This is a genomic window from Pontitalea aquivivens (assembly GCF_046507575.1).
Lineage (GTDB): Bacteria > Pseudomonadota > Alphaproteobacteria > Rhodobacterales > Rhodobacteraceae > Pontitalea > Pontitalea aquivivens.
The window spans coordinates 1-14117 of the sequence record NZ_JBKFEY010000040.1; the positions used below are offsets into that span (position 1 = coordinate 1).

Genomic DNA, 14117 nt, shown 5'->3' on the forward strand with positions numbered 1-14117 from the left:
TGACCCGGCGGTGCGGGACCTGCCCGACGACACCCCGGACGAGGTCCGCGCAGTCGCGGCCGCCAAGGCGCTGGCACGGCGGGCGATCCTGGCCTGGGAGGGCGTGGGCGATGGGGACGGTCGGCCGATCCCGGTGACGCCGGAAGGGATCGACGCGCTCCTCGAGATCTGGCCGATCTTCGAGGCCTTCCAGAGCGGCTATGTCGCGAAGGCCCTTCTGCTGGACGCGGAAAAAAACGCCTCATCGCCCTTGCCGACTGGCACTTCGGAGGGGGCGACAGGTACTGCGAAGCCTGCCAAGGGCCGTGCCCGGACTGCCCGGCGCGGCTGAACGCGCCGATCACGTTCGAGGGCGAACAGATCTGGGACCTGGTGGGGCGGCTGGGCGGGCAGTTGCGAGTCGCGGGCGGCCTCGGCGGCGGCACCGTGCTCGGCTGGGACATGGGGGCAGCGCTGGCCATGGCGCGGGCGCTGGGGATCGACGCACTTGTCGCCGCCGAAGTCCTGCCCGCGCTCGAGGCGGCGATGGTGCGCAAGCTGAATGAGCAGATGAGCGGGCAGGGCGGCTGAAGGCTGATCAGCGCGTGCGGATCGCCCGGACGTTCTGCATCGGTCTTTCGATTTCATGGACCTTGGCGCGATCCTCGCCCCGCGCATTCGCCAGGGCTTCTTTCATGCCGCGCTCGATACTCGCGAATGCGTCGCTCATGTCGTTCTCCCGCAGCCTGTTGCAAGCAGTTCCCTCAAGGCGCTGAGGGCTTCTGCGCCCTTATGTGCCAATGATTCACACCTCTCAAGGATCCCGAACATGGCCGAGAAACGCGTGCTCAATTCAAAGGGCGACCACACATTCGCTGATAGCTCTGCCTGATATGCGCTATTTCGGCCGCATAGGCCCTGATCTCTTCCGCCGCCAACACCTTGGGTTCGTTCGTCACCACGCAATAGGTCGAAGGTTCTGCTACACGCTCGCCGTTCAGGATCGCTGTCAGTGCCGACTCGCGCGCGCGGCGCTGGTCGCGGCATGCCGTGGCGTGAACCTCCTCGTGTGCAAGCGTCGCGGTCTCCAACACATCAGCAGCGCACCCTGTGGGACGTTCCGAGACTTCGACCTTGCAGGTCTGACAATTTGTAGAAGCGACGGAAATCGGGCTAGGGGAGTCCAGTTTACCCGAAGAACCGGAGGGGGCCGACGGCGCGCTGCTCGAGCCTCCCATGCCCGCGGCGCGCTGCCATCCGTTCGCTTCGCGTTCTGCAGCGGCCGCGACCGCAGCGGCTGGTGTCAGATCCTGCGTCGCGACAAGGTCGATGGCATATTCCATATGATGCGTTCGCCAAGGCCTGGCCTGGGGCATGTTCGAAGGGCTGCTGTGCAGGACAGGATTGGAATAGAGGTTCTCAAAGAACCTGGCACTTTCGATTCTCTCGCGCAGCTGATCGAGGAAGGGCTTGCAATCGCATCGCGGATCTACACGGCCAACTGCGGCAGGCGTAACAAGCGCGGCGCCTCCGTCTGACCAAGCTGCGCCACCCGCGCCATCAACGCCGAAAGTCCATTTTAGCGTAAATGTCTCGGGCGAGGTCGTTTGCAGGCTCCAGCTTACATAGGCGATTCCTCGGTAGGGAATCCGAACTGCATAACTCTGATCCTCCTGCCGGGCCAGTCGCTTGACGTTACCCGTCTCGGGCGAGCCGAAGCCAGTGAGCACCAGGGTCTCGCCACACTCCTCTACGGAAAGCTGGAACTCCTGGCCGTCGGGGCCACCGCCAGGCCCCATGATCGTTCGCGTTTGACCTGTCGACATGCGCCAGATTCCTTCGCGGGGCATCTCGCATGTTTCCTGAGCGGCAACCGCGCCGCTCCCAAGAAAAAGGCACAGTATGGTCGCACGGAAGCTGCGCTCGATCCACATGTCGACGTCCTCCGGCACTACAGGGCCTCATCATCGTGAGGTGGGCGTTGCTGGCTGTCAACCGACAATCCCCAAGTGGCGCGCCGCTTGAAGATGAGGTCGCCCGAACTTGTCGGTCGATCATGCATTTCGCGCTTCGTGAGGCTGCAGCGGGCAGCGACGACCGCTGGAACTTGGAGAATCACACGGGCCGTCACGATGCGCAGTCATACGCACGACGCAGCCAGTCCGCGATGTCGTCATCAAGATCGGCAGGGCTACGCAACTCGAGATGGTGCATGAAGCGTCCGGGCGCGGGTTCGACGATTTCCTTCCAACGTGGAGATGGATCGCGCGCGGGGAGCGAGACACTCAAAACCAGTGGCGCGACATCAGGGCCGCGCAGATACCGATCCGGGCACCAGATCCACGCGAACGCATGTGTCCGCGTGAAGGCAATCTGGCTCTTGCCGATCCGGGTCTCGAAGCGGCCAAGTCTGGCCATCATCTTCGTGACGGCGTCGAACATTTCTCGCGCCGGACGGCGGCCCTGGAAGAACTCCTCAATTCTCATGGCGTGAACGTTATCACGCGCACGAACGAAAGTGTGGAAATCCATCATGGCCGAGAAACGCGTTTCCGTGCGCCTTTCGGCGGTGGGCGGCCGCCAGGTGCGCGCCGAACTGGAGGGGATCGGGGCGGCGGGATCGCGCGGCTTCACGCGGATCTCGCGCGAGATGGATCTGGCCACTGCGCGGCTGGCGGCCTTCACCCGGCGCGCGAAGCTGGCGGCGGCGGCGGCGGGCGCGGCGGTGGCGACGGCCGGGGTCGCGCTGGTGCGCTCGGGTCTGCAGACGGTGGATGCACAGGCCAAGCTTGCGCAATCGCTCGGCACCACGGTTGAGAGCCTGCAACGGCTCGCGCGCGCGGGCGAGCTGGCCGGCGTCGGTTTTTCCGGGATCGAGCAGGCAACGAAGGACATGACGCGGCGGCTGAGCCAGGCGGCGACGGCGGGCGGCCCGGTGGCGGACGCGCTGGACCGGTTGAATCTGTCCGCGGGAACCTTGCTGCAAATGCCGCTCGACCAGCGCATTGCGGCGGTTTCCGCGGCGATGGAGGATTTCATCCCGGTGACGCAGCGCGCCGCTGTGGCGGGGCAGATCTTTGGCGAGGAAGGCTCGATCGCGATGTCGCGCATCGACACCGCCACGCTGCGCCAGGCGACCGACGATGTCCGCGACTTCGGGGTGGTGGTCTCGGAAGCCGATGCCGATCAGATCGAGCGCACGAATGACGCGCTGTCGCGGCTGGGCCTGATCTGGCGTGGGGTGTCGAACCAGCTTGCCGTTGCCGCCGCCCCGGCGCTGGAAACGGTGGCGAACGCCATGGCCGCGCTTGCGCGCAGCACCGGCCCCTTGGGAGGAGCGATCGGCCTCGCCTTCGACAATATCGGACGATTGACCGCCTATGCCGCGACCTTTGCCGGGGTGATGGCCGGGCGCTGGGTGGCCTCGCTGGCGTTGGCCGCGCTGTCGGTGAAGGGCCTGACGCTCTCGCTGGTGGCCCTGCGCGGCGCACTGATCCGTACCGGGATCGGCGTGCTGATCGTCGGTGCCGGGGAACTGGTGCATCAGTTTGCCCGGCTTGCCATCGCGACCGGCGGCATCGGCACTGCCCTGTCGCTGCTCAGGGATCTCGCAGTGCAGGCCTGGGATCGCCTTGCTCTCTCCGCCGCAGCCGCCTGGTCCCGGGTCGAAGCCGGCTGGGCTGCGGCCCAGGCCGGGATCCTCGAGGGCCTGCAGGGCGCGCTTGAGGCCGTGGTCGGCTGGGGCAACCGTACGGTGGGGACGTTCCAGGGGGCGTTCGATGCGGTCAAGGCGATCTGGGGCGCCCTGCCGCAGGCGATCGGGGATTTCGCCTACCGCGCGGCGAACGGGCTGATCGCCGGCGTCGAGGCGATGCTGAATGCGGTCGTCACCCGGATCAATGGCTTCATCGAGGGGCTGAACGCGGCGCTGGCGCTCTTGCCCGACTGGGCCACCGGCGGTGACGGGATCCGCATCGGCACGCTGGGCGCTGTCGATCTCGGGGGGCTCGCAAACCCTTTCGAGGGCGCAGCGGCGGCCGCGGGCGATGCGGCCGGGACGGCGTTTCAGGCGGCACTGGGCAGGACCTATGCCGCGGCCCCCGATCTCTTCGGCGGCAGGACGGAGGCCGCGCGCGGCCGGTCGAGCGCCTCTGCGGAAGCCGCCGACAAACTCGCGCAGGCCGCGGCACGTCCTCTGCCCGCCTGGGCGGCGCTGAAGCAGGCCGTGACGGGAACCGAAGCGGCGCTGGACGACACCGCAACGGTGACCGGCGATCTGGCCGAGGGGTTTGATCAGGCCGCCGCCGCGGGCGGCCGGGCCGGGGCTGCGGGAAAGACCGCCGCCGAAGAGACCAGACAGGGCTGGGAGGCGGTGCGCGCGGCGCTCAGGGATTATGCCGATCAGGCGCGTCGCATCGGCGCGGGCGTGGGCGAAGCGCTGGTCGGCGCCTTTCGCAGCGCCGAAGAAGCGGTGGGCACTTTCGTGCGCACGGGCAAGCTCGATTTCCGCGACCTGGTGACTTCGATGCTCGCCGATCTCGCGAAGCTCTCCTTCCGCACTGCGGTGACCGGCCCTCTGGCGGGTTGGCTTGCGAGGGCATTCTCGGGCGCAGGCCGGGCGGGCACCACCGCGCTTCTGGGCGCCAGCATCCTGCATGCGGGCGGCACGGTGGGTCGCGACGGACCGCAGCGCCAGGTCCCGACCACGCTCTTTGCCGCCGCCCCGCGCATGCATGCGGGCGGCTGGGCCGGGCTCCGGCCCGACGAAGTGCCGGCCATCCTGCAACGCGGCGAACGGGTGCTGTCGCGGGGCGAGGCGCAGCGTGCCCGGGGCGGTCCGGGGACCGGCGGCGGCATTGTCGACGTGCGGGTGTTTGTCGAGGGCGGCAGTCTGAAGGCGGAGGTGGTGCAGCTGAGCGGCGAGATCGCCGCGCGCGTGGTCGAGGGCTATGACCGCGCCCTGCCGCGCCGGTTGCAGCAGATCACCCGCGATCCGCGCAAGGTCTGAGAGGAACGACCATGGCTGAAGACGACCCGATCGCGGCCGCCGCCTTCTGGGGCGGGCTGCGCGTGGCTACGGCCAGGTTTTCGCTGGGCGAGGCACTGAGCCACACCCGCACCCGCGGCGGCGAGATCCTGGTGGCCGATCAGGGCGCCCGGCTCTGGACCGGCACGGTGGAGCTCTGGCAGGCGCACCATGATGCCGCCGATGCGGTGATGGCCCGGATCGAGGCGCTGCAGATGGCCGGCGCCGCGCTGATGGTCCATCCCCTGCCACGCCCCGGCCCGATCCACGATCCAGACGGCCTCACGCTGGGCGCCGCCACCCCGGTGATCGCAAGCCTCGCACCCAATGCCCGCGCCCTCACGCTCTCGGGTTTGCCCGCAGGCTATCTGCTCGCCCCCGGCGACATGCTGGGCTTCCCCTACGGATCGCCCGTCAAATACGCGCTGCACCGCGTTGTCGTGGGCAGCACCGCCGGGGCCGGCGGCAGCACCGGCCTTCTCGAAGTGGTGCCCGGGATCCGCCCCGGCGCCAGTCTCGGCACCCCGGTCAGCCTGGTCCGCCCCGCGATGAAGGCCCTGATTATCCCCGGTTCGGTGAACCCGGGTCAGGGCCAGGGCATCTGGCGCCGCGGCATCGCCTTTTCCGTCGTCCAGACCTTGAGGTAACCATGCGCAGCTTCGATCCCGCGACCGCCGCCCATCTCGCCGCACGCCGCCCCACCCTCGCGCGCCACCTGCTCTGGATCACGGCGCGCAACCGCAGCACCGGGGCGACCGAGTCCCTCGGCCTCTGGACCGGGGAATATACCCGCAGCTTCACCATCGAGGGCGCGCCGCGCGACTATCACGGCGTCGGCGCCCTCCTCGATCTGCGACAGATCACCGGCCAGATCGGCGTGGAGGTCCGCAGCCATGTCGTGACGCTCTCGGCGCTCTCGCCCGAGGCCCAGGAGCTGATCCGCGGCTATGATCCGCGTCTCGCCCCGGCCGAGATCCACCGCGTCCTCTTCGACCCGCAAGCCCCCACCACGCCGATCGGGGCACCGGTGCGGATGCTGCGCGGCTGGGTCGATGGGGTTACCTTCAACGAGGCGGGCAGCGGAGATTACACGGTCGAACTCACGCTGGTGAGCCATGCGCGCGGGCTGACGGTGCCGCTGCCGCTGAAGCGTTCGGATGCGAGCTACAGGCTGCGCGGCGGCGACCGGATCGGGCGGTATTGCGACGTCTCCGGATCGGTGCCGATCCATTGGGGGGAGGCACGCTGATGCGCTACCCGGACTGGCGCACAAGGCTGCAGGCGCATCTGGCCACTGCTGCGCGCAAACCCTTTGCCTATGGCACGCATGATTGCGCGCTCTTTGCCTTCGGTGCGGTGCAGGCGATGACCGGTCTCGACATGGCCCGCGGGTTTCGCGGCTACCGGACGCTCGCCGGCGCGATGAAGCGGCTGCGCAAGGCGGGGCTGGCCGATCAGTTCGCGCTGGTCGGGCGGCATCTGCCCGAGATCCCGGTGGCCTATGCCCGGGTCGGCGATCTGGCCGTGGTGCCGGGCGATGCGGGCGATGCCTTCGGTGTCGTGCAGGGCGAATACATCCATGTGCTGCAAGAGGGCGGCCTGGCCCTCGTGCCGCTCCTGGCGGCGACACGCGCTTACGAGGTGAACTGATGCCGCCCGTCGGAGCCTTCCTTGCCGGGGCCGCCTCGTTTCTGACGACCGGGGTGGTGGCCGGTGCCGGCATCACCGGCGCCTGGGCGCTTGGCGCGGCCACCGCGAGCTTCCTGACCACGACCCTGGTCGGGCGGCTTCTGACCACGGTGGCGCTGAGCGCGCTGTCGCGCGCGATGGCGCCCAAACCCCGAACGCCCGGTCTTGTCACCGAGACCACCACGACCGGCGAGGCGGCTTCGCAGGCGAGCATCTTCGGCTTCTATGCCACGGCGGGCCATCATCTCTGCCCGCCGATGACCCATGGCACGCATGGCAAGACGCAGAACGCCTATCTGACCTATGTCGTGGCCCTGGCTGATCTCCCCGGCTGCACGCTGCAGCGGCTCCTGGTGAACGACCAGCCGGTCACGCTGGCGACAACACCGGATGCCAACGGGTTTCTGGGCGCGACCGGGCGTTTCGCGAACTTCCTCTGGGTGAAGGTTTACGACGGCACCCAGACGGTCGCCGACCCCTGGCTGCTGTCAAAATATGGCACCGGCACGAAGCAGGACATATCGGTGGGGCGTCCGTGGCTGGGCGACATGGTCGGGCCCGGTGTTTGCTATGCGATCGTGACCTTCCGCTATGACCGGCCGCGGTTTTCCGGCCTGCCGAAGCTCCTGTTCGAGATGATGGGCGCGCCGCTCTACGATCCCAGGAAAGACGGGACGGTTGGTGGATCGGGGGCGCATCGCTGGTCGGATCCCGCGACCTGGGAGCCGAGCGCCAATCCGATCGTGCAGGTCTACAATATCCTGCGCGGGATTCAGCTGCCCGGTTCTGGTGTCGGGGGTTCCGGCCTCTGGGGCCTTGGTGTGCCGGCGGCCGATCTGCCGCTGTCGAACTGGTTCGCGGCGATGAATGTCTGCGACCAGCCGGTGGACGGTGCGCCGCAATACCGCGCGGGCTATGAGATCCGGTTCGACGACGAGCCCGGCGCGGTGATCGAGGAACTCCTGAAGACCTGTTCCGGCGCCCTGTCCGAGATGGGCGGGGTCTGGAAGGTGCGCGCGGGGGCCGCCGCTCTGCCGGTGCATTATTTCACCGACGAGGATCTGGTGCTGGGCGACAGCGCCAGCTTCACCCCCTTCGGATCGCTGAACGAGACCCACAACGGGGTGACGGCGAGCTATCCCGACCCCGAGGCGCTCTGGCAGCCGAAGGAGGCGCCGCCGCGCTACAATGCCGCCTGGGAGGCGGAAGATTTCAATCGCCAGCTGGTGGCCGCGCTCGATCTGCCGGCCTGCCCCTATCCGGTCCAGGTGCAGCGGCTGATGCGGGCCTGGATCGAGGACGAGCGCCGCTTTCGCCGCCACACGCTTGCCCTGCCGCCCGATGCCGCGATCCTCGAGCCGCTCGACGTGGTGTCCTGGACCTCGGCCGAGAACGGCTATGTCGAGAAGACCTTCGAAGTGGTCGAGATCGGCGATGATTCGGGCACGATGATCCAGCACCTCGCGCTGCGCGAGGTGAATGCCGCCGATTACGACTGGACGCCCGCCGATCAGATCCCCTGGGACATCTCGCCGGTCGGGCCGGATGTGCCGCCCGATCTGGCCCCCGATGCCTTCACCGTCATCGGTATCGAGATCCGCGACGGCCAGAACATCGGCCGCCGCCCCGCGCTGCGGCTCGAGTGGAGCGAGGAGGATTTCGAGCTGATCGCGGCCGTCGAGTGGGAGGTGCGGTGCAGCGGCACCGCCGAGGTCATCGCCACCGGCACGATGAACAATCCCGCCGCCCGTGCGGTCGTCGTCTCGGCCGGCCTGATCGGGGCCACGAGTTATGAGGCGCGCATCCGCTACATCGCTCCGGGGCTTACCACGCTCTGGACCAGCTGGGTCACCGCAACGACGCCCGATGTGCGGCTCACGGCCGAGGATATCTCCACCGCCGTGATGCAGGAGATCGCGGACGCCCAGGCCGCGGCGGATCAGGCCGTGGCCGAGGCCGCCTCGGCGCTGGCCAAGGCGCTGTCGGTCGAGGCAACCTCCGAGAGCGCGCTGGTCCTGCGCCCGATCGGCGGAACCGGGGCGGCCAACATCCGTATCCTCGAATGGGACGATGCCGCGGGCGCCGGATCGGCCATCGTTCTGGCCGGTGACAACGTGATCGCGCCGGGTACGCTCAGCGCTTCCCGGCTCGTCGTGCATGACAATTCCGCCGTCTTCTCGGAGGTCTTCGACAGCACCGCGGCGCTGGCGGAATGGGAGAATGTCAACGGCGCGGGGGAACTCGCGATCGTCGCTTCCGCGCAGGCCCGCCAGGGCGGCAAAGTCCTGCGCGCGGGCAACAATGCCGGCAATGATCAGGTCTGGTATGTGGCGAAAGCCCTGCTCCCCTTCGACCCCGACCGGACGTTCCGCATCCGCTGCGGCGTCTATCCCGTCGCGGGCGCCAACCGCCTCTATCTGGGCTTTGTCGGTCTGGCGGCCGATGGCGTGACGCCGGTCAATGTGAATGGCGCGGCCTCTTTCAGCAGCCAGCATTACGCCGGCGCTGCGGGCGCCTATCCCCCGGTCGGTTCCTATTCCGAATACACGGGCTATGTCCGCGGCCATGGCACGGGCGGAGCGGGCACGCTGGCCGCGCCGCGGCTCATGCATGCGGATGTGCGTTACCTGCGGCCCATGGTGCTGATGAACTATCTCGACGCCCCGGGGCAATGGCTGCTCGATTACGTCAAGGTCGACACCGTCTCGGATGCGACCCTCATCGCCGATGGGGCGATCAGCACGGAAAAGATCGTGGCCGGCGCCATCACCGCCGCCAGCGGCATCATTGCCGATGCCGCCATCGCCAATGCCAAGATCGCCAATGGCGCGATCACCACCGCCAAGATCGCCGATCTGCAGGTCAACACGATCAAGATCGCCAACAATGCCATCACCAGCCTCGTCGCGACCGAGATCTCCTCGGGCAGCCCGACGTTTTCCTTCACCGCGACGGTCGGGACCTCGGCGGTGGTCTTTGCCACCTTCCAGGTCGCCATCTCCACCTGGTTCAACTCCGAGAACTCGAATGGCGAGTATTACAGCTACAATGTCGCGCTGAACGGCAAGTCGATCGGGGGCGGGTACACCTCGGTCAACAACACCAACCTCTCGCCCTTCTGGGAAAGCTTCGCCATTCCGGTGCAGATCACCCAGTCCTCGAACACGATCAGCGTCTCGGGCGCGATCGTGTCCTCCTCCTCCAAGGTGGGCCTCGGCGCCCTGAAGGTGCTCAAGTGATCGAACTCACTGTCTATGACGCCGCCACCGGCGAGATCCGCCGCGTGCTGCGGGGCCCGCAGATCGAGGAGCTGATCGCAACGATCGGCCCGGACGAGGCGGTCCTGCCCGGCGCGCTGGACGCGGCGGAGGTCTACATCGCAGCCGGCACCCCCGTGGCCTATCCGCCAAGGCCGGGTCCCTGGGCGGTGTTCGATTACGCCGCGGGCCTCTGGACCGATCCGCGGACCGAGGCCGATCTCGCGGCGGCGCTGGAAGCCATGCGGCGCGCGGCGATCCGCAGCGTCAATGCCGCCTGTGGCGCGGTGCGGGCGCGCTTCGTGACGCAGCTGCCGGGCCAGGAGATGATCTATCTGCGCAAGGAGGCCGAAGCCCGCGCCTTCATCGCCGACCCTGCACCGGATCTGGCGGCCTATCCCTTCATCTCGGCCGAAGTCGGGATCACCCCGCCGGGCGGAACCGCGCTCGATGTGGCCCAGACCTATCTCGCGATGTCGGCGCAATGGCAGGCGATCGGCGCCGCGCTCGAGCAGATCCGGCTCGGCGCCATCGGCCAGATCGAGGCGGCCGCGACTGAGGACGCAATCACCGCGGCGCTTTCCGGAGTCCAGACCGCGCTCGAGGGCTTCGCGCCATGAGCCTCATCGATCTGCTGCGCTAATCAATGTCAGTCTTTGCGCGCCAGTCGCGCCCAGGCTTTCGCGAAGCGGCGCTGGATGCGCGCACGCGTTTCGCGCGAATGGCCGTTACCATAGAGGCGCATCAGCCGATCGCGCGCATCTGCGTAATCTTCATCCGGCGCGTGGGTGACGGCGAGCCAGTCGAGAAGATCCTCGACGGTCGGGACGACCGTGTTCTCGCCAATGTCAGTATTGGATGCAGGTAGATCGCGCATAGGTTGTGGTCCGCAAAACAGTGAAGCCGCCATGGCGGCGACCGCGCGATCAACGATCATCCTGCCGGGAAGTTCCCGCCGGAGGCTTCACGCCTACGAGAGCGGTGATTTCAAGCGGTCGCTGCGGTGAACCAGCCCCCGGCCAAGGCAGGCCACTTGACCCCATATTTGTCAGTTTTCCGCCCGCCCGCGCGGGCCTTTTTCCATGGAGGAACCCATGTCATCCTTTTCCGACTATCTCGAGAATGCGCTGCTGAACCATGTGTTTCGCAACACCGCGCTGAGCGCGCCGCCTGCGGTCTACATGGCGCTGTTCACCGCCAGCCCCAGCGATGCCGGCGGCGGCACGGAAGTCGCCGCTGCGGGCTATGCGCGCCAGGCGGTCAGCTTTGGCGCGCCGGTGGGCGGCGCCATCGCCAATACGGCGGCCGTGGCCTTCACCGCCACCGGCACGGCCTTCGGCACCATCGTTGCGGTCGGCTTCTTCGATGCCCTCAGTGGCGGCAACATGCTGGCCTGGGATGACATCGCCAGCGCCGCGATCGGGCCCAGCGACACGATCGAATTCCCGGTCGGCGATATCGACATCACCCTGACCTGATCGGTTCTCCGAGCCTCGCAGGACAGCCGCCATGACAGCCCCCAGCCTCACGCACCTTGTCAGCGCGCAAACGATTGCGACCGCCACATCGCTCTCGTCGGGCAGTGTCACAATCACTGCCGGCCGTCCTGCCATGGCCATTGTCTTCTCTGGCGCACTGAACAGCGACGACAACACCACTCCGCCGAGCTTCAGCGGGGCGGGCCAGACCTGGACGCTGTTTGGCAGCACCACGGACGTGTTCGCGGACGCAGGCATCAACGACTACATGCGCGTGAGCCTGTTCGTCACCGATGCGAGCAGTGGCGGGTCCGGGGTGCTGACCGCAACACACCCGCCAGGCGAACAGCAGGACATTCTTGCCTTTGCGGTCTTCGACCTGACCGACGGCAGCTTCGCCAGCCCGGAACCCCTGGCAAAGGGCAACAACGCCACGTCGATGACGGATGCCCTGGCCGGGGTCGCGGCGGGCGACAGATACGCGGCGCTGTGTCTCTGGACGAGTTTCTACACCGGATCTCCGGGCGGGTTCACCGCGCGGTCCGGCTGGACGGAGGTCACGCAAGTCATTGCGGCGGACGCGGGCTATGGGCTTGCATTCCAGCTGCAGCTTTCGCCCGTTGGCGGAGATGCGATTGCGTCGTTCAGCGTCTCGAACACCGGTCAGCTGGCCCTGATCGCAATCCCTCTGGAAGCCGCCACGGCTGGCGGAACGACATGGTTTGCGGCCGCTCACATCGTGTCAGGCAGCGCCTGCGCGGGATCGCAGCGCATGATCCGCAGGCGCAGGGCTGCGCCGACAGCGGCCAGCGTCCCGACGACGATGCGCCGGGTAATCCGGGCCCGGACCGCGGCCACATCGGCGGGGAGCAGTATCCTCGGAACGCCGCGCCTCGTGCAGTCGCGCAGCGTGACGGTCGAGGGTGCCGCCGCATTTTCCCTCACCGCACCGCGTGTCAGGCGACGGTACACGGTCGCACTCACGGGCGGCGCGACGCTCGCAATCACCGCGCGGACTGTCCGACCGCGATCGGTTTCCATTTCGGCGCAGGCGGTTCTCGCCGCCAATGCCAGCGTTGCGGGCTATCGGACGCGCAGCGCGGTGTCTTCGGCGAAGAGCAGCGTGGGTATTTCCGCGCGCGTGATCCGGTCGCGGGCGGTTTCGGCGGGGGGGTCCTCCACGGTGACAGTCCGCGCGCGGGTCGCCGGCAAGCTGACGCGTGGCGCGGCGGTTAGCGCCGCGAGCAATCTTGCGCTTTCCGCGCAGGTGTCACGGCGACGATCGGCCACAATCGGGACGCAGACCGCGGTTCTGGCCACCGGCACTATCTCGGGTAAGCTGAGCGCCCGGTCCGCGCCGACGGCCGGATCGATGATCACGGTCCAGCTTCGGGTGATCCGGAACCGGACCGTTGCCGTCAACGCGATGTGCGTAACAGCGGCACTGCCGCGTGTCCGTCGCGCGCGTCGGGCTGGCGTCACCGCAGCCTCCGCGCTGGTGCTTACGTATCGCGTCATCCTGACGCGCGCCGCGAATGTGGACAGCGCACCCCTCGTGGCGGTGCGTTTCTGGATCTCGGGCCTCAGTACCAGGCGGCACGCGCTGCCCCGTGCCAGCGCGAATGGCGGCGTGGTGGCGCCATCGGAACGCCGTGGCCGGGTGCAGCCGCATCTGCGCGGCGAAATCCTCAGGTGAGGAGGAACAGATGAACACCTTCCGGATCAAGCAGGGCGATACATCGCCCGCCCTCGGCTTTGCCCTCGAGCCGGCGGCCGAGGTGAACCTCACCGGCGCCAGCGTCGTCTTCAACATGCGCCCGCGTCGCGGCGATCCGACGATCCTGCGCGCGCCCGCGATCGTGGTGCTGGCGACCGGCACGCCCACGGTGCGCTACGACTGGGCGTCGGGCGACACCGGGCAGAGCGGGACCTATGAGGCCGAGTTCGAGGTCACCTATGCCGATGGTGCGATCGAGACCTTTCCCAATGCAGGCTACATCCGCGTCGAGATCGCCGATGACATCGCCTGATCGCAACCCATCCGCTGTTGAGGGAGGCTGACATGGCCGACGAACCCACGATCTGGGGCGAGATCTGGCGCTCGGTCGCGGCCAATGCGACCATTGCCGCCGCGGCCTGGGGGGCTGCCGGCGGCGCCACCTCGGCGCTGGTGATCAAGGTCTCCTCGCGCGATGCGATCCGCCAGATCATCCTCGGCGCGCTCACCTCGGGCGGGATGGGTACGCTCGGTGGCGGCCTCGTCGCGGTCTGGCTCGATCTGCCCGCCGGCGCGATCCCCGCCATCGGCGCCGGCGGGTCGATCGCCTATCTCGTCGGCGTCTTTGGCCCTGCCATCATCGAAGTGCTGCTCACGCGCATTCGCGCCGGGCGCCTGCCGCGGGGCTGAGCGTCATGAAGCCCCGTCTGCATCTGCGCCGCGCCCCGCGCTGCCCCTGGAGCGATTTCCGCCACCGCATCCGCATCGGCCTCGTGATCTTTGTCGTGATCCTGCTCCTGCAGCGTCTCTTCGGCTGCGGCTGAACGGGCGCCGGGCGGCGCGGTGGTTGCCCTGCTGACAAACGCCTCTGCTCAGACTCCCACATCACCCATCCGCCCCCGAGGCGGTTTTTTCATCTGGAGGACCCCATGCCCATCCTGACCTGGTCCCATTGGCGCAAGGTGCCGAAC

17 protein-coding genes are annotated in these 14117 nt (G+C 68.1%); 13 read left to right on the plus strand and 4 right to left on the minus strand.

From position 1 onward, the window contains the following. Both ACK8OU_RS18945 and ACK8OU_RS18950 read left to right on the plus strand, forming a co-directional pair. Positions 1 to 331, plus strand: a 331-nt coding sequence (locus tag ACK8OU_RS18945; RefSeq protein WP_410304907.1) for a hypothetical protein, incomplete at its 5' end; no start/stop codon positions are given. A 95-nt stretch (positions 332 to 426) separates the two neighbouring features. Continuing rightward, on the plus strand, positions 427 to 570 hold the full coding sequence (locus ACK8OU_RS18950; RefSeq protein WP_410304908.1) for a DUF7697 family protein: 144 nt from the start codon (positions 427 to 429) through the stop codon (positions 568 to 570). A gap of 7 nt (positions 571 to 577) precedes the next feature. Here the strand turns inward: ACK8OU_RS18950 and ACK8OU_RS18955 are convergent, their stop codons facing one another. The 3 genes from ACK8OU_RS18955 to ACK8OU_RS18965 all read right to left on the minus strand — a co-directional run bounded on the left by ACK8OU_RS18955 (position 578) and on the right by ACK8OU_RS18965 (position 2511). After that, a complete protein-coding gene (locus ACK8OU_RS18955; protein WP_410304909.1) occupies positions 578 to 709 on the minus strand; it encodes a hypothetical protein in 132 nt (43 codons plus the stop codon). 118 nt (positions 710 to 827) lie between these two features. Continuing rightward, entirely contained in the window at positions 828 to 1913 is a 1086-nt protein-coding gene (locus tag ACK8OU_RS18960) for a hypothetical protein (RefSeq protein ID WP_410304910.1), read from the minus strand. A gap of 193 nt (positions 1914 to 2106) precedes the next feature. Then, a complete protein-coding gene (locus ACK8OU_RS18965) occupies positions 2107 to 2511 on the minus strand; it encodes a DUF5655 domain-containing protein (protein ID WP_410304911.1) in 405 nt (134 codons plus the stop codon). A 1-nt stretch (position 2512) separates the two neighbouring features. Between ACK8OU_RS18965 and ACK8OU_RS18970 the strand changes: the two genes are divergently transcribed. From ACK8OU_RS18970 to ACK8OU_RS18995, 6 genes are read left to right on the plus strand one after another with little or no spacing between them, the layout of a single operon-like run. Beyond that, complete coding sequence (locus ACK8OU_RS18970; protein ID WP_410304912.1) at positions 2513 to 4987, plus strand: phage tail tape measure C-terminal domain-containing protein; 2475 nt, start codon at positions 2513 to 2515, stop codon at positions 4985 to 4987. An 11-nt stretch (positions 4988 to 4998) separates the two neighbouring features. Continuing rightward, on the plus strand, positions 4999 to 5652 hold the full coding sequence (locus ACK8OU_RS18975) for a hypothetical protein (protein ID WP_410304913.1): 654 nt from the start codon (positions 4999 to 5001) through the stop codon (positions 5650 to 5652). Positions 5653 to 5654: 2 nt separating this feature from the next. After that, complete coding sequence (locus ACK8OU_RS18980; protein ID WP_410304914.1) at positions 5655 to 6254, plus strand: hypothetical protein; 600 nt, start codon at positions 5655 to 5657, stop codon at positions 6252 to 6254. Continuing rightward, a complete protein-coding gene (locus tag ACK8OU_RS18985; RefSeq protein ID WP_410304915.1) occupies positions 6254 to 6655 on the plus strand; it encodes a DUF6950 family protein in 402 nt (133 codons plus the stop codon). The genes ACK8OU_RS18980 and ACK8OU_RS18985 overlap by 1 nt, the downstream gene beginning before the upstream one ends. Next, complete coding sequence (locus ACK8OU_RS18990) at positions 6655 to 9933, plus strand: phage tail protein (protein WP_410304916.1); 3279 nt, start codon at positions 6655 to 6657, stop codon at positions 9931 to 9933. The genes ACK8OU_RS18985 and ACK8OU_RS18990 overlap by 1 nt, the downstream gene beginning before the upstream one ends. Further along, positions 9930 to 10571 carry a hypothetical protein gene (locus tag ACK8OU_RS18995; RefSeq protein ID WP_410304917.1) on the plus strand — a complete coding sequence of 214 codons (642 nt, stop codon included), beginning with the start codon at positions 9930 to 9932 and terminating at the stop codon, positions 10569 to 10571. The genes ACK8OU_RS18990 and ACK8OU_RS18995 overlap by 4 nt, the downstream gene beginning before the upstream one ends. A gap of 29 nt (positions 10572 to 10600) precedes the next feature. Here ACK8OU_RS18995 and ACK8OU_RS19000 read toward each other — a convergent pair whose 3' ends face one another. Next, the gene (locus tag ACK8OU_RS19000; RefSeq protein WP_410304918.1) at positions 10601 to 10888 is read right to left on the minus strand and encodes a hypothetical protein; all 288 of its coding nucleotides are present in this window, start codon (positions 10886 to 10888) and stop codon (positions 10601 to 10603) included. A gap of 157 nt (positions 10889 to 11045) precedes the next feature. On the opposite strand from ACK8OU_RS19000, the gene ACK8OU_RS19005 reads away from it, so the two are divergent. From ACK8OU_RS19005 to ACK8OU_RS19025, 5 genes are read left to right on the plus strand one after another with little or no spacing between them, the layout of a single operon-like run. Further along, positions 11046 to 11429, plus strand: a complete 384-nt coding sequence (locus ACK8OU_RS19005; RefSeq protein ID WP_410304919.1) for a phage tail fiber protein — start codon at positions 11046 to 11048, stop codon at positions 11427 to 11429. A gap of 31 nt (positions 11430 to 11460) precedes the next feature. Beyond that, positions 11461 to 13125, plus strand: coding sequence for a hypothetical protein (locus ACK8OU_RS19010; protein WP_410304920.1), 1665 nt, complete (start codon positions 11461 to 11463; stop codon positions 13123 to 13125). A gap of 10 nt (positions 13126 to 13135) precedes the next feature. Beyond that, positions 13136 to 13459, plus strand: coding sequence for a hypothetical protein (locus ACK8OU_RS19015; protein ID WP_410304921.1), 324 nt, complete (start codon positions 13136 to 13138; stop codon positions 13457 to 13459). Between the two features lie 32 nt (positions 13460 to 13491). Further along, complete coding sequence (locus ACK8OU_RS19020; RefSeq protein WP_250046201.1) at positions 13492 to 13836, plus strand: hypothetical protein; 345 nt, start codon at positions 13492 to 13494, stop codon at positions 13834 to 13836. A 5-nt stretch (positions 13837 to 13841) separates the two neighbouring features. Next, positions 13842 to 13970, plus strand: a complete 129-nt coding sequence (locus ACK8OU_RS19025; protein ID WP_410304922.1) for a hypothetical protein — start codon at positions 13842 to 13844, stop codon at positions 13968 to 13970. The last annotated feature ends 147 nt before the right edge of the window (positions 13971 to 14117 follow it).

What these genes read in the sequence shown, in the direction of transcription:
- ACK8OU_RS19000 (WP_410304918.1), bottom strand. Translation starts at nt 10,888, where the DNA reads ATGATCGTTGATCGCGCGGTCGCCGCCATGGCGGCTTCACTGTTTTGC.
- ACK8OU_RS19015 (WP_410304921.1), top strand. Translation starts at nt 13,136, where the DNA reads ATGAACACCTTCCGGATCAAGCAGGGCGATACATCGCCCGCCCTCGGC.
- ACK8OU_RS18990 (WP_410304916.1), top strand. Translation starts at nt 6,655, where the DNA reads ATGCCGCCCGTCGGAGCCTTCCTTGCCGGGGCCGCCTCGTTTCTGACG.
- ACK8OU_RS18960 (WP_410304910.1), bottom strand. Translation starts at nt 1,913, where the DNA reads ATGTGGATCGAGCGCAGCTTCCGTGCGACCATACTGTGCCTTTTTCTT.
- ACK8OU_RS19010 (WP_410304920.1), top strand. Translation starts at nt 11,461, where the DNA reads ATGACAGCCCCCAGCCTCACGCACCTTGTCAGCGCGCAAACGATTGCG.
- ACK8OU_RS19025 (WP_410304922.1), top strand. Translation starts at nt 13,842, where the DNA reads ATGAAGCCCCGTCTGCATCTGCGCCGCGCCCCGCGCTGCCCCTGGAGC.
- ACK8OU_RS19005 (WP_410304919.1), top strand. Translation starts at nt 11,046, where the DNA reads ATGTCATCCTTTTCCGACTATCTCGAGAATGCGCTGCTGAACCATGTG.
- ACK8OU_RS18970 (WP_410304912.1), top strand. Translation starts at nt 2,513, where the DNA reads ATGGCCGAGAAACGCGTTTCCGTGCGCCTTTCGGCGGTGGGCGGCCGC.
- ACK8OU_RS18955 (WP_410304909.1), bottom strand. Translation starts at nt 709, where the DNA reads ATGAGCGACGCATTCGCGAGTATCGAGCGCGGCATGAAAGAAGCCCTG.
- ACK8OU_RS18980 (WP_410304914.1), top strand. Translation starts at nt 5,655, where the DNA reads ATGCGCAGCTTCGATCCCGCGACCGCCGCCCATCTCGCCGCACGCCGC.
- ACK8OU_RS18985 (WP_410304915.1), top strand. Translation starts at nt 6,254, where the DNA reads ATGCGCTACCCGGACTGGCGCACAAGGCTGCAGGCGCATCTGGCCACT.
- ACK8OU_RS18975 (WP_410304913.1), top strand. Translation starts at nt 4,999, where the DNA reads ATGGCTGAAGACGACCCGATCGCGGCCGCCGCCTTCTGGGGCGGGCTG.
- ACK8OU_RS19020 (WP_250046201.1), top strand. Translation starts at nt 13,492, where the DNA reads ATGGCCGACGAACCCACGATCTGGGGCGAGATCTGGCGCTCGGTCGCG.
- ACK8OU_RS18965 (WP_410304911.1), bottom strand. Translation starts at nt 2,511, where the DNA reads ATGGATTTCCACACTTTCGTTCGTGCGCGTGATAACGTTCACGCCATG.